The organism is Streptomyces sp. NPDC007025 (assembly GCF_042869455.1).
Taxonomy (GTDB): domain Bacteria; phylum Actinomycetota; class Actinomycetes; order Streptomycetales; family Streptomycetaceae; genus Streptomyces.
Genome location: NZ_JBIAFT010000001.1, coordinates 491852 through 510880 on the forward strand (window position 1 = coordinate 491852; position 19029 = coordinate 510880).

The window sequence follows — 19029 nt, forward strand, 5'->3', positions numbered from 1 at the left end:
CCCGACGCCGCGCCGGAAGCGGTGGCCGCAGAGCGTCGTGCGGGACCCGGAGGCATCATGAGAAGCGTGCAGACGAGCGAGGGACGACAGCCAGTGCGCACCGGGCCGGAGCCTCCGCCCCCGGACGGCATCCTGTGGGACGTGGTCGGCGAGGTCCGCCAGCTCCTGATGCTGCCCGCCGCGCTCACCCTGCAGGTCGCCCACCCCGCCGTCGGCGCCGGAGTGGACGAGCACTCCGTCTTCCGCACCGACCCCTGGGGCCGCGGGGAGCGCTCGCTGGGCAGCTTCCTGCTGTGGGTCTACGGCGGCGAGGACGGGGTCGCGGAAGGGCGCAGACTGCGTGAGCTGCACAAACACATCCAGGGCGTCGACGCGCACGGCCGCCGCTACCATGCGCTGAACCCCGCCTACTACGCGTGGGTGCACGCCACCGGCTTCCCCACCTACCGGCACGCGCAGCGCTACCTCGGCCGCCGTCCCTACACCGACACCGAGGAGCGGCAGCTGTACGCCGAGTGGCTCCAGGTCGGCCGGGTGCTGGGCATCCACGAGCGGGACATGCCGCGGACGCGGGAGGAGTTCTGGCCCTACTGGCACCGGATGCTGGCCGAGGAGATCGAACCCACCCGGGTGGTCCGCGAGCTCACCTCGCTGAACACCGACATCCCGCCGCCGCCCTGGGGGCCGCGGCCCGTGCGGTGGACCGTTCGTGCGGTGTGGCCGCTGGTCGTTCCCGGGTTCGCCCGGCTCCGCCGCTTCCTGACCGTGGGGCTGATGCCGCCCGAGGCGCGTCAGGCCCTGGGGCTGCCCTGGACCTCGCGGCAGGAGCGGCGGCTGCGCTGCCTGGGCCGGGTGCTCGCGGACACCCTCCCACTCCTCCCGGAGCGCCTCCGCTATCTGCCCTACGCCCGCCGCGCCCGCGCCGAGCGCCGCGGCTGACCGCGTACCGGGGGCCCGGCTGCGAGGCGGCCCGGCCGGAGGACGGCCCGGCCGAGGGGCCAGGGCAGGTCAGCGCCCGGCCCTCCCGCCCGCACGGGAGCGGACGAGGGGCCGGACGCTCCCGACGGGGACCGCGCCCCGCCGGGCGGAGCACCGCAGGAGCGCGCCGGGTCAGCGGCGCGGGTGGTCCGCCGTGTGGATCTGCTTCCAGGAGCGGGGGCGCTCCGGAGCGCGGTCGGCGGTGAAGGCCGACGCGTGCGCGGCAGGCTTCGAGGGCTGGTACAGCCAGGTGTCGAAGAGCCCGGCCAGCGGCTTGCCGGACACCTTCTCCGCGTAGGCGACGAAGTCGCCCACCTCGGCGTTGCCGCCCCGGTGCGCCTTGGGCCAGCCCTTCAGCAGGGCGAGGAAGTCCCTGTCGCCGATCCTGTTGCGCAGCGCCTGCAGGGCCATGGCGCCCCGGTCGTAGACGGCCCGGTGGAACTGGTTGTCGGGGCCGGGGTCGCCCGGCGCGACCTTCCAGAAGGGGTCGTCGGCGGGGTGCGAGGCGTAGGCGTAGTCGGCCAACTCCTGTGCGGTGCCCTCACCCTGGTCCTCGGACCAGAGCCACTGCGCATACCTCGCGAATCCCTCGTTGAGCCAGATGTCCTTCCAGCCCTTCACCGAGACGCTGTCCCCGTACCACTGGTGGGCCATCTCGTGCACGACCACGGAGGTGTTGGAGCCGTCCGCGAAGTCGTCGGGGCTGTAGAAGGGGCGGGTCTGGGTCTCCAGCGCGAAGGTCGTGTCGGTGTTGGGCACATAGCCGCCCAGCGCGTCGAACGGGTAGCTGCCGAAGTAGCCCTCCAGCCACTCGGTCAGTTCGGCGGTCCGCTCGACGCTGGCCCGGGCCGCGCCCTCGTGCTCGCCCAGGTCCTTGCTGTAGGCGTTGACGACGGGCAGCCCGGAGTCGGTCTCGGACGTCGTGATGTCGAACCTGCCGACCGCCAGAGTGGCCAGGTAGGTGGCCTGCGGTGCGCGGGAGCGCCAGTTGAAGCGCGTCCAGCCGGCCCGGGTGCGCTGCGACTGGAGGGTGCCGTTGCTGAGGGCCTGGGTGCCCTCGGGGACGGCGACGCTGACGTCGTAGCTCGCCTTGTCGGTGGGGTGGTCGTTGCTGGGGAACCACCACCAGGCGGACTCGGGCTCGTTGGCCGCGACCCCGCCGTCCGGGGTGCGGTGCCAGGAGGTGTAGCCGTCCACCTCCACCTTCGAGGGCGTCCCGTGGTAGCGCACCACGACGGTCGTCTTCTCACCCTCGGCGAGCGGCTCGGCCGGGGTGATGCGCAACTCGTGCGCCCCGGAGGTGCGGAAGCGGGCCTCCTTCCCGTTCACCCGCACGTCGGTGACATCCAGCGCGAAGTCCAGGTTGAACCGGGACAGATCCTGTTCGGCGGTGGCCAGCAGGGTGGCGGTGCCGGCCAGTTCGTCCGTCTTCGGCCGGTAGGTGAGCCGAAGGTCGTAGTGGGAGACGTCGTAGCCGCCGTTCCCGTAGTCCGGGTAGTAGGGGTCGCCCGCGCCCGGTGCTCCCGGAGTCGGTTCGGCCGCCGAGGCGGGGGCCGCGAGCAGCAGCAGGGCCGCCGCTGCCGCACCCGGGACGATCAGTCTGTGGCGCACGAGTCCTCCAACTCATCTGCGACAGGGATCACTTCTTCGCGAACGTGTGTACTCCCGTGTCACATTGCATGTCCACAGCAACCAGCGTCATCCGGCCGCACCCGGGAACACCGGTCCCGGCAGCCGCCGTTCCGGTGCGGGGAGGTCATCCGTGCGCTTCGGGCGGCCCCACCAGCCGGGCCGCATCCACCGCGCACCCCCAGGAGACGGTGACGCCCGCGCCGCCGTGCCCGTAGTTGTGCACGCAGAGCACCGTGCCGCCCCGCCCGTCGGGAATCCGCTCCGCCTCCAGCCGGACCCGGGGCCGGAACGGCCGCAGCCCCACCCGGTGTTCGAGCACCCTGGCCTCCGCCACCTCCGGGTGGACGGCGGCGCACCGGCGTACGATCGCCGCCGCCGTCGCCGGATCCGGCTCCCGCTCCTCGGCGCCGTCCTCGGCCGTGCCGCCGAGCACCAGGCCGTAGGGCTGCGGCAGCAGGTACGTCGTCTCCCGGGCACCGGCGCCGGCGGCGACATACCACTCCTCGACGCCCGGGTTCTCCACCACCAGGATCTGGCCGCGGACCGGCCGCACCTCCGGGTCGGGCACCAGCTCACGGGCGCCGAGCCCGCAGCAGTTCACCACCGTGGGGACCTCGGCCGCCGCCTCGGCGAGCGAACCGGCCGCACGCTGCTCCCAGCGCCCGCCCGCGGCCTCCAGACGGCGCCTCAGAAAGCCGAGATAGCTGCCCATGTCGACCAGCGGAGCGCGGGGCGGCGTACCGGTCAGCGCGCTCCACTCCGCGGGCGGCGTGCTGCCCGCCAGCCGCCCGCGTACCAGCCGTACCCCGGTGGCCGGCGGCTGCTCGGCGAGCCAGGAGAAGTGCCGGAAGGAGCGGAGCGCCCAGTCCAGGGCCTGCCGCTCCGGTGCGATCCGGTACGGCCAGATCAGGCCGCCGGCCACCGCCGAGGTCGTCCCCTCCGGCGGACTCGGACTCCACACGCGCACGTCCGATCCGCGCTCCGCCAGGACCACCGCCGTGGTCAGCCCGATGACTCCGCCGCCGAGTACGACCACGCCCCCGGTCCGCCGTGTGCCGGCCGCCGCCCTGCCCCTCACCTCGCTCATGCCGAGACCCTACGGTGCCGGGCACCGGCAGGTCACCGGCCCAGCGCCGTCAGCAGGGCCAGCGGAGCGGCCGCCGACCAGGAGCGCGGCGCGCCTCCGTGCGCCGAGGGCACCGGCTCCGGAACGTCCTCGCGGGCGTAGCCGGCCAGCACCTGCGGCAGTCGGTGGCCGCTCCGCTCGGCGGCGGCCAATAGCCCCTCCGCGAGGCGCGCCGCCTCGGCCCGCAGGCTGTAGCGGGCCAGGCCGAGCGCGATCAGCGCGTTGTCCTGCGGCTGGATGCCGCCGCGGTGGCAGGAGAGCGGATGGTAGGCGGCCTGCCCGGCGGCGAGGGTGCGCACCCCCCACCCGGAGAAGAAGTCCGGTTCCAGCAGCCGCCGCCCCACCGTCTCGCCCCGGCGCTGCCCCAGGATGCCCGACCAGAGCAGATGTCCCGCGTCGGAGGCGAGCGCATCCACCTTCCGGCCCGACTCCTCCAGCGCGAGCGGCGGGAAGCCGCGCTCTGGCAGCCAGAAGTCTGCGCCGAAGCGCTCCCGCAGCTCCGCTGCGGCCCGCTCCAGCGAGCCCGCGTAGCCCGGGTCGCCCCAGACCGCACGGGCCAGCTCGGCGGTGCGGCGCAGCGCGTCGTACGCGTATCCCTGAACCTCGGCCACCAGCACGGCACCGGTCGGCAGGGTGCCGTCGGCCGCGCAGATCGCACCGGGCGAGTCCTTCCAGCTGCGGTCGCCGCCGCCCTCGCCGGGTCGGCAGGCCAGATAGCCCAGGTCCGCCAGCCCGCCCCGGTCGAACATCCACCGCACCGCGGCCCGCGCCTGCGGCTCCAGACGGCGGGCGAGCTCCGCGCCCGCGGCCCCCCGCTGCTCCGTGTAGGCGCCGAGGAGGACCAGGAAAAGCGGGGTGGAGTCGACGGAGCCGTAGGAGCGTTCGTGCGGCAGCTGCCCGAAGGCGCTCAGCTCACCGTGCCGCAGCTCGTGGAGGATCTTCCCCGGCTCGGCGATCCGGCCCGGCTCCGCCTCGCCGTCCTGGGTGGCCGCCAGCGCGAGCAGTGTGGCCTCGGCGAGCAGCGGACGGTAGGGCAGTGCGAAGAAGGACGTCAGGAGCGCGTCCCGGCCGAACAGGATCGGATACCAGGGCGCTCCGGCGCCCGGCACACGCAGTGGGGCACCGTCCGGCCCGGGGACGGTGACGCAGAGTCCGGCTAGGTCCGCGAGTCCCTGTTCGCAGGCACAGGCCAGTTCCGGCCGGCCGGTGCGCAGGCCGGGGCGGGGCTCGGCGGTGGCGAACGCGTGCCGTGCGGCGGCCAGTTCGGACCGCACAGCGGCCGGGTCCGGCGCCTCGGCGGGGCCGGGGGCTGCCGTGTCCGGAGTGCCGTGCGGCAGCGTCCGTACGCACAGCCGCAGCTCGACCGCCGTGTGCGGGGCCGGTTCCAGGAGCCAGCTCAGCCTGCGGGCCGTTCCGTCGGGCCCGGCGCCTGCCGTGCCCGCGGGGCCTTCCGCGTCCGCGGTCTCGGCGGGCGCGGGATCAGCGGTGACGACCGTACGGGCGTGCCAGCTCGTGCCCCGCCGGTAGTGGAACTCGACGCCGTCCGGGCGGGCGACGGTGCTCCGCGCACGGTGCGGCTCGGTGAACTCCTCGCGAGGCGAGCGCAGTTCCGTCTGGTCGGCGAAGTCGGCGTCCACGGTCAGGCTCAACCGTATCGGGGCAGCCGTACCCTGATTGCTGACGACGCGTATCCGCTCGGTCAGCGCGCCGTCCACCACGGCCTGCTCACGGAAGACCGTGCAGGCCGGCGGAGCCTCGCGGGTCCCGTGCGCGGTGAGGACGACCGCACCGCCGCCGGTGCTCCCTTCCGGTTCCGCGAGCTCGTCCGCCGCGGCGGACGGGAGGCGGTGGCCGTCGTCCCGTGCCGGCACGAGCACGGTGGGGGCGGCGCCGTCCAGCGTCAGCTGCCAGCGGCTCAGATGGCGGGTGTCCCGGCGGAAGAGCCCGTCAGCGGGCAGCGCACCCGTGCGCCCGGCGATGTCCCCGGAGGCGGCCAGCACCGCGAAGGTCCCGTCGTGCACGAGCAGCCGGTGCTCGATCGCCGTCATGAGGTCACGGTCCCTTCTCGGACGGTGGTACGGGCGAGGGCGCGGGTACGGGAGCGGAGACCCCGGCGCCCGGTCCCGGGGCGGCGTCCCGGGCACTTGCGGCGGCTGCGGCCTCTGCGGCGTCCGCGTCCCGCCCGAGCAGGTCCAGGGCGAGTGCGGCCGTCCAGCTGAAGTCGCGGGCGCCGCGCCCCTGGCCGGTGTACGGGTCGAGGTACTCCGCGAAGCCGCTGGCCGCCGCGGCGTGCAGCACCTCCGCACGCAGCACGTCGGCCCGCGCGTGCTCGCCGTGTTCCCGGAGCCCGCGCTCCAGCAGCCAGTTGACGTTGAACCAGGCCGGGCCCCGCCAGTAGCGGCTCCGGTCGAAGGACGCGCCGCGCAGGTCGTAGCTGGGCAGCAGCCGCACCCGGGTGCCCAGTCCGAAGTGGTCGCCCTCGGCGGTACGCAGCAGCGTCTCGACCAGGGGTCGGGGGAGTCCGGGGGCCACCAGCGGCAGCAGCCCCGCGGCGCTGCGTTCGGGCACCAGCGCGCCGCCGTGCCCGTCGCCAGCCGAAGCCGCTCCGGCCCGCAGATCGCGGCAGTGGAACTGGCCGGTCCGGGGCGACCAGAGCCGCTCCACCAGTGCCTCCGTGCGGGCCGCGGCGCGACTGCGGTGGAGCGCGGCGTCGCCGTGCAGCTCCGCCGCGATCCGGGCCAGCGCGTACTCGGAGGCGATGAGCAGGGCGTTGAACCCCGGGTCCTCCACGGCGAAGGGGTGCGGGGCTGCCGCGTCGCGGTAGCCGTGTTCGCGGTACTCGGCGGCCAGCCGGACATAGCGTCCGTAGTCCAGGTCGGTGGGCCGGTCTCCCGCCGCGCCGTGCGCCAGGTCGGCACGGCGGAACGACGCCGGATCCGCCGGTTCGATCCGGGCCAGCGGCCCGTCCCAGCACGGACTGTTGTCCATGCCCGGTTCCCAGGGGTGCACCGCGGCGGCCAGTCCGCCTCCGCCCAGATCCCGGTGCTCGGCGAGGTAGCGGTGCCAGGCCGCGAGCCGCGGGTACACCCCGGCCAGGAAGGCGCGCCGGGCCGAGGCGTGCGGGTCGGCGCGGTGCACCAGCCAGGCGGCCAGCGCGTGCACGGGCGGCTGCACCACACCGGAGGTCTCGACCGCGCGCGGCGCCCCGGCGGTGGCGCCTGCCGAGGCGGAGCGCCAGAAGTCGGGGCTGGGGAAGTAGGCGTCGAGCGGCACCGCCGGGTTGAAGACGATGTGCGGGACGCGGCCGTCACCCCACTGTGCGGACAGCAGCGTCTCCAACTCCTGCTGCGCCCGTACGGGGGAGAGATGGCGCAGCCCGATGGCGATGAACGCCGAGTCCCAGCTCCACTGGTGCGGATACAGCGCGCGGGAGGGCACGGTGGAGGTGCCGTTCCGGTTGGCGAGCAGTACCCGGCGGGCGGAGCGGCGCAGTCCGCGGTGTTCCGGGTGCTGCGGCGGCGGGGCGGTGGCGCGGGCACGTGCCGCGGTGGGGCCGACGCCGGTCGAGGGCAGCGGAGGGGTCACCGCGCCACCCCGCCGGGACGGGCGGTACCGGCCGCCGGGGTGCGTCCGCCCGGCGTCCTCCGCCCGTCGGGAAGCGCCTTCTCGTCGCCGTTCGGAAGCGGTCGCTCCCGGCAGGCCGTCCTGACCATGCTCCGCCCTTCGCGTTCCCTCGTCCGCTGCCCGCACGGCATATGTCCGGTGGCCGGATCCCTGCGCGCTCTCCCGGTTCCGCCGCGGCCACGGTGCGGCTGCCGGGACTCCATGAGTTTCGTCGAAGATACCTCGCAGTTACGTCTCGTGAACAGACATAACTGACGATGAGATGTGTCACTCGCCGTCGGAACCAGGATCCGGGCCAGGCTGCCGAACCCGGGCGACCGGTGCCGCGCCCCGCGACGGCGAGGGCGCCGGGCCCGAGGCGCGGGGTCGGAGCCGAGGCAGCGGTCCCGACACGGTGGGCCGGCCGGGCACCGACGGGCCGCGCCCGCAGCCGGCCGCGCACCGACGGCGCCGGGGTCGCTGAACGGCGCTGATGGCAGGATGCGGTAGTACCCGACCGTCCCCGTCGTCCTGCCGTTCCCGCCGCCGGGGCGCCGCTGACCGCGGACCGGCGACCGCTGACGAGAGCTGAGGAGAGCTGAGGAGAGCATGACCGGCACCACCGGCAACCAGTCGAGCGCGGGCCACCTGCTGCGGCTCATCCGGGACGGCCGGGCCACCACCCGCGGCGCCCTGCAGCAGGTCACCGGGCTGTCCAGGTCCACCGTCGGCCACCGGCTCGACCAGCTCTTCGCCGCGGGCTGGCTGCGCGAGGGCGAGCCGGCGCCCGAGCCCGGCTCCACCGGTGGGCGGCCCTCGACACGGCTGGTGTTCGACGCCGGGCACGCCGTGGTCCTCGCAGCCGACCTCGGAACCCGGCACGCCACCGCCGGCCTGCTCGACCTCGCCGGGAACGTGCTGGCCCACACCTCCGGCCCGATGCTCGTCGGCGACGGCCCCGAGACGGTCCTCGACCGGCTGGCGCGGTGGTTCGCCGCGCTGCTCGCCGAGCACGGCACGGACCCGGCCCGCGTCTGCGGCATCGGCCTGTCGGTACCCGGCCCGGTCGACGTCGACTCCGGAGTGGTCGTCCAGCCGCCGATCATGCCCGGCTGGGACGGCTGCCCGCTGCCCGACCGGATGCGGGCCGCCTACACGGCCCATGTGCGGTCCGCGGCGCCTCCGGCCGTCCTCGTCGACAACGACGCCAATCTCATGGCCTACGCCGAACAGCGCGCCGGCTACCCCGACTGCGCGGCGTTCCTGCTGGTCAAGGTCGCCACCGGGATCGGCGCCGGTGTCGTCGTCGACGGTCGGCCCTACCGGGGCACGGACGGCGGCGCGGGCGACATCGGGCACATCCGGCTGCACGACTTCCCCGACGCGCTGTGCATGTGCGGCAATCACGGCTGCCTCGCCGCCGTCGCCAGCGGCCGGGCGCTGGCCGAACAGCTCACCGCCGCCGGAGTACCCACCACCTCCGGCTCCGGCGTCCGCGACCAGCTCGCCGCCGGCCGGCCGGAGGCGGTGCGGTTGGCCCGGGACGCCGGTCGGCTGGTGGGGGAGGTGCTGGTCACGGTGGTCACCCTGCTCAACCCCGGGGTGCTGATGATTGCCGGCGACCTGGCGGGCACCCCGTTCGTGACCGGCGTACGGGAACTGCTGTACCAGCGCGCCATGCCCCGTACGACCGCGCACCTGAACGTGGTCACCTCCCGGCTCGGCGAGCGCGCGGGCCTGGCCGGTGCCGCGGCCCTGGTCGTCGAGGACCGCTACGCCCCCGCCCGCGCCGACGCCCGCCTGGCCGCCCTGGCCGGATGAGCCCGCCGGTCAGTCGCCCTCCGCGGGCAGGAGGCCGAGTTCCTGCGGAGCGGCCTCCAGCAGCGCGCCGTCCCGCAGCCCCAGCCAGCGGGTGATGCCCAGTTCCTCCAGGAACGGGAGGTCGTGGCTGGCGATCAGCAGAGCACCCTCGTACGCCGTCAGCGCGTCCCGCAACTGCCGCACGCTGGACTCGTCCAGATTGTTGGTCGGCTCGTCCAGCATCAGCAACTGGGGCGCCGGATCCGCCAGCAGGACGGCGGCGAGCGCGGCCCGGAAGCGCTCGCCGCCCGAGAGCGTGCCCACCGCGCGGTCGGCCCGCTTGCCGCGCAGCAGGAACCGCGCGAGCCGGGCGCGGATCTGCTGGTTGGTGGCCTGCGGCGCCGAACGCGCGACGTTCTCCACGACGGACAGCCGGTCGTCGAGCACGGTCAGCCGCTGCGGCAGGTAGCGCAGCGGCACATGCGTGTGCACCTCGCCCGCGACGGGCGGGAGCTGCCCGGCCAGGGTCCGCAGCAGCGTCGTCTTGCCCGCACCGTTCGGCCCGACGAGCGCGATCCGGTCCGGCCCGTGCACGTCGAGGTCGGCCCGGGGGCCGTGCCGCAGTTCCACCTCCCGCAGCTCGAGGACCCGCCGTCCGCGCGGCACCGCGGTCGAGGGCAGGTCGACGCGGATCGCCGAGTCGTCCCGAACCCGCTCGGACGCCTCCTCCAACTGCTGCCGCGCCTCGTCCAGCCGCTGCTCGTGCAGCAGGCGGTGCTTGCCCGCCGTCTCCTGCGCCTGCCGCTTGCGGGCGCCCAGCAGGATCTTCGGCTCGCTCCCGGCCGCGGCCTGCTTGCTGCCGTACTGCGCCCGCCGGGCCAGCTTCATCCGTGCCTCGGCCAGCTCCCGCCGCTGGCGCCGCACATCGGTCTCGGCCGCGCGCACCATCCGCTCGGCCGCCTGCTGTTCGGCGGCGACAGCGGCCTCGTACGCCTCCAGATCGCCGCCGTACCAGGTCACCTCACCGCCGCGCAGGTCGGCGATCCGGTCGACCAGCGACAGCAGTTCGCGGTCGTGGCTGACCACGACGAGCACGCCCCGGAACGAGGAGACCGCCTCGTGCAGCCGGCGGCGGGCCGTCCGGTCGAGGTTGTTGGTCGGCTCGTCCAGCAGCAGGACGTCCGGCCCGGCCAGCAGCAGAGCGGCCAGCCGCAGCAGTACCGACTCGCCGCCGGACATCTCACCGATGGTGTGGTCGAGCCCGATGTGGCTCAGACCGAGCTGGTCCAGCGTCGCCCGGGCACGCTCCTCGACGTCCCAGTCGTCGCCGACGGCGGCGAACTGCTCCTCGCCCACGTCTCCCGACTCGATGGCGTGCAGCGCGGCGCGGGCGCGGGCGACCCCCAGCGCCTCGTCCGCCCGCAGGGAGGTGTCCAGGGTGAGGTTCTGCGGCAGGTAGCCCACCTCGCCCCGGACCGTGACGTTTCCCGCGTCCGGCCGCAGTTCACCCGCCAGCAGCCGCAGCAGGGTGGACTTCCCGGTGCCGTTGAGCCCGATCAGGCCGGTGCGCCCGGGCCCGACGGACAGGTCGAAATCGGTCAGCAGCGGAGTGCCGTCCGGCCAGGAGAAGGTCAGCCGGGAGCAGATGAGGGAAGGTGCGGAAGTGGTCACAGGGGCCTCCTGGTCGCATCACGGTGGGGATGAGCAACATGGAGACACCGGGCCCGGACGGATACACCGGGACGGGGATCAGAAGAGGTGAGGGGCAGCAGTCGGCCGACTCGCTTCCGAGGTCGCACTCGTGGCACACAGACAGGGCACACGGTGTCTCAGACCTCAGATACGCAACGGCCTCTCCTCACGACGACAACAGAACCGCCCAAGACGTTACGTTCCCGCTTCCGGTGCCGCAAGCCTTTTTCCGCGCGCCGCGATGTGCTGTGCTGCGGGCATGGTCCGTACCAGTGAGCCCAGTCCCGCTTCCGGTCCGAGCCGGCTCCCCACGGTTCCGCTCCGGCCGCTGGACGTCCCCGCCCCGCAGGCGCAGGAGCGTGCCAGGTCGTTCCACGAGATCATGGCGCGCCGCCGCACCGTCCGCGACTTCGACGACCGGCCGGTGCCCGACGGAGTCCTGGAGTTGGCGGTCCGCACCGCCGCGACCGCCCCCAGCGGGGCGCACGTCCAGCCCTGGCGGTTCGTCGTCCTCACCGACCTCGAGCGCAAGCGGCGGCTGCGCGCCGCCGCCGAGGAGGAGGAGCGCGCCTTCTACGGGCGCCGCGCCTCGGGCGAGTGGCTGGAGGCGCTCGCCCCGCTCGGCACCGACGAGCACAAGCCGTTCCTGGAGACCGCGCCCGCCGTCCTCGTCGTCTTCGAGGTGCACAAGGGGCCGCACACCCCGCGCCCCTACTACACCAAGGAGTCCGTCGGCATCGCCGTCGGCTTCCTGCTCGCCTCACTCCACCAGGCGGGGCTGGCCACGCTCACCCACACGCCCAGCCCGATGCGCTTCCTCAACGAGATCTGCGACCGCCCGGCCGAGGAGCGCGGCGCCTACGTCATCCCGGTCGGCTACCCGGCCCCCGGCGCCCGGGTACCCGACCTGGAGCGCAAGCAGTTGGACGAGGTGCTGGTGCGATTGTGAGCACCCCGCCGCCCCCGCCGGGCGGTTGACCCGACATACTCCCAGCGCACAACAGTGACAACGGGAGCGTGCGATGAACAACGCGGTACGGGGGATCTCGGGCATGGCCTGCGCGAGCGGTCTGCTCCTCATGGTGGCGGGGTGCAGCGGCTCGGGGACGGGTGCGGCGGCATCCTCGGCCGGGCCGGCGGACAAGAAGGAACACACGCCCGCGGTCGGCGTCGTCAACCGGGCACAGGCCGGGAAGCTGGTCGACCACTACGAGAAGGTGAACAACGAGGCCAACAAGAAATCCGATCCCCGGCTGCTCTCCACGGTGGAGGGCGGGGCGGTCTTCGAGCAGAGCAAGGCCACCTACAAGATGCAGAAGAACTGGACGGCAGCGGAGCGGGCCGACTACCGCAAGCCGTTCCACTACGTCGACCGGAAGTTCTACCTTCCCCGCAAGGGCACCGCCGACTGGTTCGCCATGGTGGCGTACTCCAAGAACACGGGCGAGAAGAAGAAGGGCAAGTACCCGGGCATCCTGATCATGGAGAAGCAGGGCGGCGACTGGAAGATGGTCGCCGGCAGCTACAGCCAGTCCACGTGGCTGCCGCGGCTCGCCGAGGACGAGAAGGGGTTCGCCGAGGCCGTCTCCGACACGTCCAAGAAGGCCGGGGCGCTTTCCCCCGACTCACTGTCCGGCAAACTGCTCGAGCTCTACACCGAGCAGGGCTCCGCCCGGGGCGGATTCCGCACCTCGAAGACCACCGAGTCGCTCCGCAAGATTCCCGGCCGGCAGAACGAGCTGCTGAACCCGCACGGCGAGGCGGTGTTCAGCCGGGGCGAGCCCACGCACGAGAAGATCCACGCGCTCCGCACCGCGGACGGCGGTGTGTTCGCCGTCTTCAGCACCGGAATCCGCGAACACGACCGGGGCACACAGGTGACCGCCACCATCCACCCGTCCGACTCGATGAAGGTCTACGTGGGCGACTCCTCGGCGCCCTCCTTCTTCGTGGACTGGCTGCACCTGTCCAGTGCCTACCTGCCACCCAAGGGCGATCCCAAGCTCCTCGGCACCGAATACGACATGACGGGCGCCGCCGCGGGCTCCGACCGGAACGGCCGCATGCCCGGCACCGGCACCTGAGCCGCGCCCGCTGCCGTGGTGCGCCCGTGGCCCGCCGGAGCGCCCCGTGCTCCCGCCGCACCTGCGGGAGCACGGGGCACCGGGCCGGTCAGGCCAGGCCCGCGCGGCGGAGCGCTTCGGCCATCTCGCTGTTGTTCGGCGCCGGAGCCGGCGCGCCCTGGCCCCGGCGCTTGCCGCCCGAGCCGCCCTTGGGCGAACCCTGCCGCTGCCGCGGGGCACCCGCGGGGGCCTTGCCGGAGCCGTCGCGGCGCCGGTCCCGGCCGCCGCGCCGGGCACCGCCGCCCCCGCCGGTCCCGGGCTCGTCGTCCAGCCGCAGGGTGAGCGAGATCCGCTTCCGCGCCGCGTCGACCTCCAGTACCCGCACCCGGACGATGTCGCCGGGCTTGACCACGTCGCGCGGGTCCTTCACGAACGTCTTCGACATCGCCGAGACGTGCACCAGACCATCCTGGTGCACACCGACGTCCACGAAGGCGCCGAACGCCGCGACGTTGGTGACCACGCCCTCCAGCACCATGCCGGCGGAGAGGTCACCGAGCTTCTCGACCCCCTCCTTGAAGCTCGCCGTGCGGAACGCGGGCCGCGGGTCGCGGCCCGGCTTCTCCAGCTCGCGCAGGATGTCGGTGACGGTGGGCAGCCCGAACGAGCCGTCCACGAACTCCTGCGGGTCCAGCGCCCGCAGCGCCTTCGCGTTGCCGATCAGCGACGGCACGTCGGTGCCCGCCCTGGCGACCATCCCGCGGACCACCGGATACGCCTCCGGGTGCACCGCCGAGGCGTCCAGCGGGTCGCCGCCGCGGATGCGCAGGAAGCCCGCGCACTGCTCGAACGCCTTGGGGCCGAGCCGGGAGACGTCCTTGAGCTCCTGGCGGCCCTTGAACGGGCCGTGCGCGTCCCGGTGCGCCACGATGTTCTCGGCCAGCACCGAGCCGATCCCCGACACCCGGGAGAGCAGCGGAGCGGAAGCCGTGTTGACGTCCACCCCGACGCCGTTCACGCAGTCCTCCACCACGGCGTCCAGCGAGCGCGACAGCTTCACCTCGGACAGATCGTGCTGGTACTGGCCCACGCCGATGGACTTCGGGTCGATCTTCACCAGTTCGGCCAGCGGATCCTGCAGCCGGCGGGCGATGGAGACCGCCCCGCGCAGCGACACGTCCAGCTCGGGCAGCTCCTGCGAGGCGTAGGCCGAGGCGGAGTAGACCGAGGCACCCGCCTCCGAGACCATCACCTTGGTCAGCTTCAGCTCGGGCTTCGCGGCGACCAGCTCACCGGCCAGCTTGTCCGTCTCGCGGGAGGCGGTGCCGTTCCCGATCGCGACCAGCTCCACCTGGTGCGCCTCGGCGAGCGCGGCCAGCTTCGCCAGCGCCTCGTCCCACTGCTTCTGCGGCGCGTGCGGATAGACCGTGTCCGTGGCGGCGACCTTGCCCGTAGCGTCGATCACGGCCACCTTCACGCCCGTCCGCAGCCCCGGGTCCAGGCCGAGGGTGGCACGGGTCCCGGCGGGAGCGGCCAGCAGCAGATCGCGCAGGTTGGTCGCGAAGACCCGCACCGCCTCGTCCTCGGCCGCGGCGCGCAGCCGGGTGCGCAGATCGATGCCCAGGTGCACCAGGATCCGGGTACGCCACGCCCAGCGCACCGTCTCCGCCAGCCACGGGTCCGCCGGGCGGCCCTCGTCGCGCACGCCGAAGCGGTGCGCGACCGAACGCTCGTAGGAGCTTTGGCCCTCCTGCTCCGCTCCGGCCGGCTCGGGCTCCATCGTGAGGTCGAGCACTTCCTCCTTCTCGGCCCGCAGCATTGCCAGGATCCGGTGCGAGGGCAACTCGGTGAAGCTCTCGGAGAAGTCGAAGTAGTCGGCGAACTTGGCGCCCTGCTCCTCCTTGCCCTCCCGCACCCGGGCGGCCAGCCGGCCCTGCCCCCACATGCGCTCGCGCAGCTCGCCGATCAGGTCGGCGTCCTCGCTGAAGCGCTCGGCGAGGATGGCGCGCGCGCCCTCCAGGGCCGCGGCGGCGTCCGCGACGCCCTTGTCGGCGTCGACGAAGGCGGCGGCAGCGGCCGGCGGCTCCACCGACGGATCCGCGAGCAGCCCCTCGGCGAGCGGTTCGAGGCCCGCCTCGCGGGCGATCTGCGCCTTCGTGCGCCGCTTGGGCTTGTAGGGCAGGTAGATGTCCTCCAGGCGCGCTTTGGAATCGGCGGCCCGGATCTGCTCCGCGAGTTCGTCGGTGAGCTTCCCCTGGCCGCGCACGGACTCCAGGATCGACGCGCGCCGCTCCTCCAGCTCCCGCAGATAGCGCAGCCGCTCCTCCAGGGAGCGCAACTGCGCGTCGTCGAGCGTCTCGGTCGCTTCCTTGCGGTAGCGCGCGATGAACGGCACGGTCGACCCGCCGTCGAGCAGCTCGACTGCGGCGCGGACCTGCCGCTCGCGTACGCCGAGTTCCTCGGCGATCCTGCCTTCGATCGTCGTCGTCACGATGGTTCGTTCCGCCTTCTCGGTGCTGTTGTCCCCCGGTAGGCATGCATTGTGGCAGGCGTGTCCGACAGGCCCGTGCAGGCGGGCGGGACGGCGGGCCCCGCGGGGCGGCCGCCGCCCGCGCCGGGCCGCCGCGGCTCAGCCCTTGCCGAGCAGGTCAGCGGGGAACGCACCCGCCCCGATCGCGGTCTGCGTGAATCCGCCCGCCAGCTCGGTCAGCCGGGCCACGCCCTCGGCGCCCAGCAGTTCGTAGGGGCGGCGATCCAGCCGGTCGGTCTCCTCCTCGAGGTGCTTGCGCAGCTCGGCGCCCCGCTCGGTCAGCTCGCCCTCGCCGTCCAGCAGCCCGCGTCCGGTCAGCCGCTGCTGCGCCGCGGTCCAGTCCTGCTCGTTGTAGCCGCGGGTGCTCATCACCCATGTGGGGTTCATCCCGTGTCCGCTGGCGGTGTGGCTGACCAGCGCTTCCAGCGCGTCGAGTTCGGCGTTCTGCAGTACGGCGATGTGGCCGTCCCCGCGGTGCTCGCGCAGCAGCGTCGCCGCGTGCCACAGCGCCAGGTGCGGCGAGTCGTCGAGCGGGGGGACCGGAAGGTCCGCGTTGGCGGCGTGCAGCGGCCGTCCGGAGCGGGTGCACCCCTCGGCGGCGCGCAGCGCCAGCCGGGCGGCCTCGGTCATCTCCGCCGAGCGGACGGCCTCCTCGCCCAGCAGGTGCCGCAGCATCGTGTCGGCCGCGCGCAGCCGCGCGGCCAGGACGGTCTCCGGCGAGGCGGCGTCCCACACCGCGGGTACGAACCGTGCGACCAGCGCGTGGCTGTAGTTGTAGAAGGTGGCCGTCACCGCGCCCGCGCCCACCGCGCCCAGCGGCGCGGACCGCGAGGACAGGTTGATCGCGCGCGGGTCGTCGATGCCGTAGGGCGAGAGTTCCTTCCCCAGCGCGGGTGAGAAGTAGAGCGCGGAGTGCAGGGCGTTCAGGGCGTTGTGGCAGCGCCGCCCGGCGCGTTCGGGAAGTGGCGTCATGCCCGTACGCTACCGGTCGGTACGGACGACTTGAAGGGCGGGGAACCGGCGGCTCCGGACCCGCCGCCCGGCCTTCGGACGCCGCGCCCGCCGGGTGGGCACGGCGGGTGCCGGGCCCACCTCCGGGCGGTGTCCCCGCGCGGTCCCGGCCGCCCGGACGCGGCGCCGCCGCCCGCGGTGGCGCGTACCCGGCGGTCCGGTGCGGTGCCGGTCCCGCTTCAGTGCCGCGGGATGCCGAAGTGCGGGGCGCGCCGCTCCAGGAAGGCGGCCACGCCCTCGGCCGCGTCGCCGCTCGCCGCCGCCTCGCGCTGCCAGTGCCCGACCCGGTCGGGGCCGGTGCGCCCGTCCGCGAAGTCCTTGGCGGCCGCCTGGGTCAGCGCGGAGCGTGCGGTGAGGGTCCGCGCGAACTCGGCGACTCTTTTGTCGAGTTCCTCCCCGCGGTGCACCTCGTCGACCAGTCCGGTGCGCAGTGCCCGCTCCGCGTCGATCAGCTCTCCCGAGTAGAGCAGGAACTTGGCGGTGGCCGGTCCCACCAGGCGCACCAGGCGCTCGGTCGAGGAGGCCGGATAGACGATGCCCAGCTTGGCCGGGGTGATCCCGAAGAGCGCGTCGTGCGCGGCGAACCGCAGGTCGCAGGCGGCGGCGAGCTGGCAGCCGCCGCCGACGCAGTGTCCGTGCACGGCCGCCAGTGTGGGCTTGGGGAAGGCGGCGAGGGCCTCCTCCGCGGCGACGGCGAGGGTCTGCTGTGCGCGGGCCGCGCCGCCGGCTCCCTCGCTCTCCGGCTGTCCCGGCCCGGGCTCCCCGGCACGGGCCGCGTCCCGCAGGGTGCCGATGTCCGCCCCCGCGCAGAAGGTGCGCTGCGCCCCGGTCAGCACCAGGACCCGTACGTCCGGGTCGGCGGCGAGCTCCGCGAGCAGCCCGGCCAGCCCGCGCCACATGGCGGGGGTCATGGCGTTGCGCTTGGCCGGGCGGTCGATGGTGACGGTCGCGACGCCCTGGTCGCGGGCGGTGCGCAGGGTCGGCTCCATGAGCGTGATCGTATCCAGGAAGCGTCAGGTTCTGTCACCGAGCTGCCTGCTGGCGTAATTCTTCTGTCAAATGCCATCGATATGTGCCAAGTTACGGTCACCCGCTCTGGTCTGCACCGCGCGGTACCACCATGCAATGCAAGTACATCTGCAAGTACACCAGGTACCGAGCAGGAGAGTGGGTGCGGAGATGGAGAGCCGCGGCGGGCAGCTGTCCGGAGTTGTCGACGAGGCTCCACAGGCCGGGGAGGCGCTCGGCCCCCTGGGCGCGGCGTGCGGTGCTGCGGCTGCGGCGGTGCCCGCGGCTGCCGCCGTGCTGCCCCCGCGGCTGCGCCCGGAGCGGCAGTACCGGGCCGAGCCCGGGACACTCGGATGCGTCCACGGGGCCCCGTCGGTGTCCGGGCGCCTCGGCCCCTCCGGGCCGTCGGGGGAGGGGAGCTGGCGGTTCACGGCGCCGACGGCCGCGCCCTCGGTGCCCGGGCTGCGGCATGCCGTGCGCGAACTGCTCGAGCGTCGGCCGGCCCGGGTGCCGGAGGATGTGCTCCAGGGGGTGTTGCTGATCCTCTCGGAGCTGGTCACCAACGCCGTGCAGCACGCGGCGCTCCTCTCGCCCGACATCACCGTCGAGGTCGCACTGGGCGGCGGCTGGCTCCGGGTGGCGGTGGAGGACGGCCATCCCTACCGGCCCAAGGCGCTGGAGGCCGAGCCGTTCCGGGAGCACACGGGCGGTCGCGGCCTGCTGCTGGTCAAGGCGCTCACCGCGGAGGCGGGCGGCCGCTGTGACGTGGAGCAGACGGACGCCGGCGGCAAGGTCGTCTGGGCCGCGCTGCCGCTGTGCCCCGCGGCGGCGGATGCCGGGGAGCCCCGCTCCCGCTGAGGAGTCCGCCGTGCGGTGGCCGCGGGTCGGGCCTTCCGCCGGGGAGCCCGCCACGGCCGGTCGGCGGGTCGCGGCCCCCGGCGGTCCGAATGCCGGGTCTCTCGGGGCCGTGCCGCCCGACCCGGCCCGCCGGGTCACCAGCTCCCGGCGCCGCCCGTCACCGCGCGGATCGCCGGACGCGCCGCGTCCAGCACGGTCATGAACCAGGTGGAGAAGGTGTCGACGGCGTGTCGCTTCTCCAGTTCGTCCCACGTCACAAAGGCGGTTTCGGAGATCTCCGCCGGATCCGGCCGGGGCTCCTCCCGCAGCAGTCCGACGAACAGGTGGTTGAACTCCTGCTCCACCAGCCCCGACGCGGGATCCGGATGGTTGTAGCGGACGGTGCCCGCCTCCCGCAGCAGCGCGGGTGCCACCCCGAGTTCCTCGCCGACCCGCCGGGCCGCGGCGGCGAACGGCGGTTCGCCCGGATACGGGTGCCCGCAGCAGGTGTTGGACCACACGCCCGGGGAGTGGTACTTGCCCAGTGCCCGCCGTTGCAGCAGCAGCCGCCCCTCCTCGTCGAAGAGGAAGACGGAGAAGGCGCGGTGCAGCCGCCCGGGGGCCACATGGGCGGAGAGCTTCTCCGCGGTGCCGATCGTCGTCCCGTCCTCGTCTACCAGTTCGAGCATGATCGGGGCGGCTGAGCTGTTCGCCATGGTGATCCTTCGGGGTGGGCCGGGTGGGCAGCG

The 19029-nt window shown here is 74.2% G+C and carries 14 protein-coding genes; 5 read left to right on the plus strand and 9 right to left on the minus strand.

Annotated features, from left to right (window positions below):
* Positions 1-57: 57 nt before the first annotated feature.
* The gene (locus tag ACFYMO_RS02045; RefSeq protein WP_388543551.1) at positions 58-939 is read left to right on the plus strand and encodes an oxygenase MpaB family protein; all 882 of its coding nucleotides are present in this window, start codon (positions 58-60) and stop codon (positions 937-939) included.
* A 171-nt stretch (positions 940-1110) separates the two neighbouring features.
* On the opposite strand, the gene ACFYMO_RS02050 is transcribed toward ACFYMO_RS02045, so the two are convergent.
* The 4 genes from ACFYMO_RS02050 to ACFYMO_RS02065 all read right to left on the minus strand — a co-directional run bounded on the left by ACFYMO_RS02050 (position 1111) and on the right by ACFYMO_RS02065 (position 7321).
* Entirely contained in the window at positions 1111-2589 is a 1479-nt protein-coding gene (locus ACFYMO_RS02050; protein WP_388543553.1) for a M1 family metallopeptidase, read from the minus strand.
* A 145-nt stretch (positions 2590-2734) separates the two neighbouring features.
* Positions 2735-3697, minus strand: a complete 963-nt coding sequence (locus ACFYMO_RS02055) for an FAD-dependent oxidoreductase (protein WP_388543555.1) — start codon at positions 3695-3697, stop codon at positions 2735-2737.
* 32 nt (positions 3698-3729) lie between these two features.
* Entirely contained in the window at positions 3730-5784 is a 2055-nt protein-coding gene (locus ACFYMO_RS02060; protein WP_388543557.1) for a glycogen debranching N-terminal domain-containing protein, read from the minus strand.
* A gap of 4 nt (positions 5785-5788) precedes the next feature.
* Positions 5789-7321 carry a hypothetical protein gene (locus ACFYMO_RS02065; protein ID WP_366770752.1) on the minus strand — a complete coding sequence of 511 codons (1533 nt, stop codon included), beginning with the start codon at positions 7319-7321 and terminating at the stop codon, positions 5789-5791.
* 627 nt (positions 7322-7948) lie between these two features.
* On the opposite strand from ACFYMO_RS02065, the gene ACFYMO_RS02070 reads away from it, so the two are divergent.
* Positions 7949-9160: an ROK family protein gene (locus ACFYMO_RS02070; RefSeq protein WP_366770751.1), complete on the plus strand. Its 1212-nt coding sequence runs from the start codon at positions 7949-7951 to the stop codon at positions 9158-9160.
* Positions 9161-9169: 9 nt separating this feature from the next.
* On the opposite strand, the gene ACFYMO_RS02075 is transcribed toward ACFYMO_RS02070, so the two are convergent.
* The gene (locus ACFYMO_RS02075) at positions 9170-10810 is read right to left on the minus strand and encodes an ABC-F family ATP-binding cassette domain-containing protein (protein WP_388543560.1); all 1641 of its coding nucleotides are present in this window, start codon (positions 10808-10810) and stop codon (positions 9170-9172) included.
* Positions 10811-11090: 280 nt separating this feature from the next.
* On the opposite strand from ACFYMO_RS02075, the gene ACFYMO_RS02080 reads away from it, so the two are divergent.
* Both ACFYMO_RS02080 and ACFYMO_RS02085 read left to right on the plus strand, forming a co-directional pair.
* Positions 11091-11780: a nitroreductase family protein gene (locus ACFYMO_RS02080; RefSeq protein WP_366770749.1), complete on the plus strand. Its 690-nt coding sequence runs from the start codon at positions 11091-11093 to the stop codon at positions 11778-11780.
* Between the two features lie 73 nt (positions 11781-11853).
* Positions 11854-12915, plus strand: coding sequence for a hypothetical protein (locus ACFYMO_RS02085; protein ID WP_366770748.1), 1062 nt, complete (start codon positions 11854-11856; stop codon positions 12913-12915).
* Positions 12916-13003: 88 nt separating this feature from the next.
* Here ACFYMO_RS02085 and ACFYMO_RS02090 read toward each other — a convergent pair whose 3' ends face one another.
* The 3 genes from ACFYMO_RS02090 to ACFYMO_RS02100 all read right to left on the minus strand — a co-directional run bounded on the left by ACFYMO_RS02090 (position 13004) and on the right by ACFYMO_RS02100 (position 17424).
* Positions 13004-15385, minus strand: coding sequence for a Tex family protein (locus tag ACFYMO_RS02090; RefSeq protein ID WP_366770747.1), 2382 nt, complete (start codon positions 15383-15385; stop codon positions 13004-13006).
* A 138-nt stretch (positions 15386-15523) separates the two neighbouring features.
* Positions 15524-16396, minus strand: coding sequence for a hypothetical protein (locus ACFYMO_RS02095; RefSeq protein ID WP_366770746.1), 873 nt, complete (start codon positions 16394-16396; stop codon positions 15524-15526).
* A gap of 218 nt (positions 16397-16614) precedes the next feature.
* On the minus strand, positions 16615-17424 hold the full coding sequence (locus ACFYMO_RS02100) for an enoyl-CoA hydratase/isomerase family protein (protein WP_366770745.1): 810 nt from the start codon (positions 17422-17424) through the stop codon (positions 16615-16617).
* A 394-nt stretch (positions 17425-17818) separates the two neighbouring features.
* Here ACFYMO_RS02100 and ACFYMO_RS02105 point away from each other — a divergent pair, with 394 nt between their 5' ends.
* Entirely contained in the window at positions 17819-18301 is a 483-nt protein-coding gene (locus ACFYMO_RS02105) for an ATP-binding protein (protein ID WP_366770934.1), read from the plus strand.
* 134 nt (positions 18302-18435) lie between these two features.
* On the opposite strand, the gene idi is transcribed toward ACFYMO_RS02105, so the two are convergent.
* The gene (gene idi, locus ACFYMO_RS02110) at positions 18436-18996 is read right to left on the minus strand and encodes an isopentenyl-diphosphate Delta-isomerase (RefSeq protein ID WP_366770744.1); all 561 of its coding nucleotides are present in this window, start codon (positions 18994-18996) and stop codon (positions 18436-18438) included.
* Positions 18997-19029 lie beyond the last annotated feature (33 nt).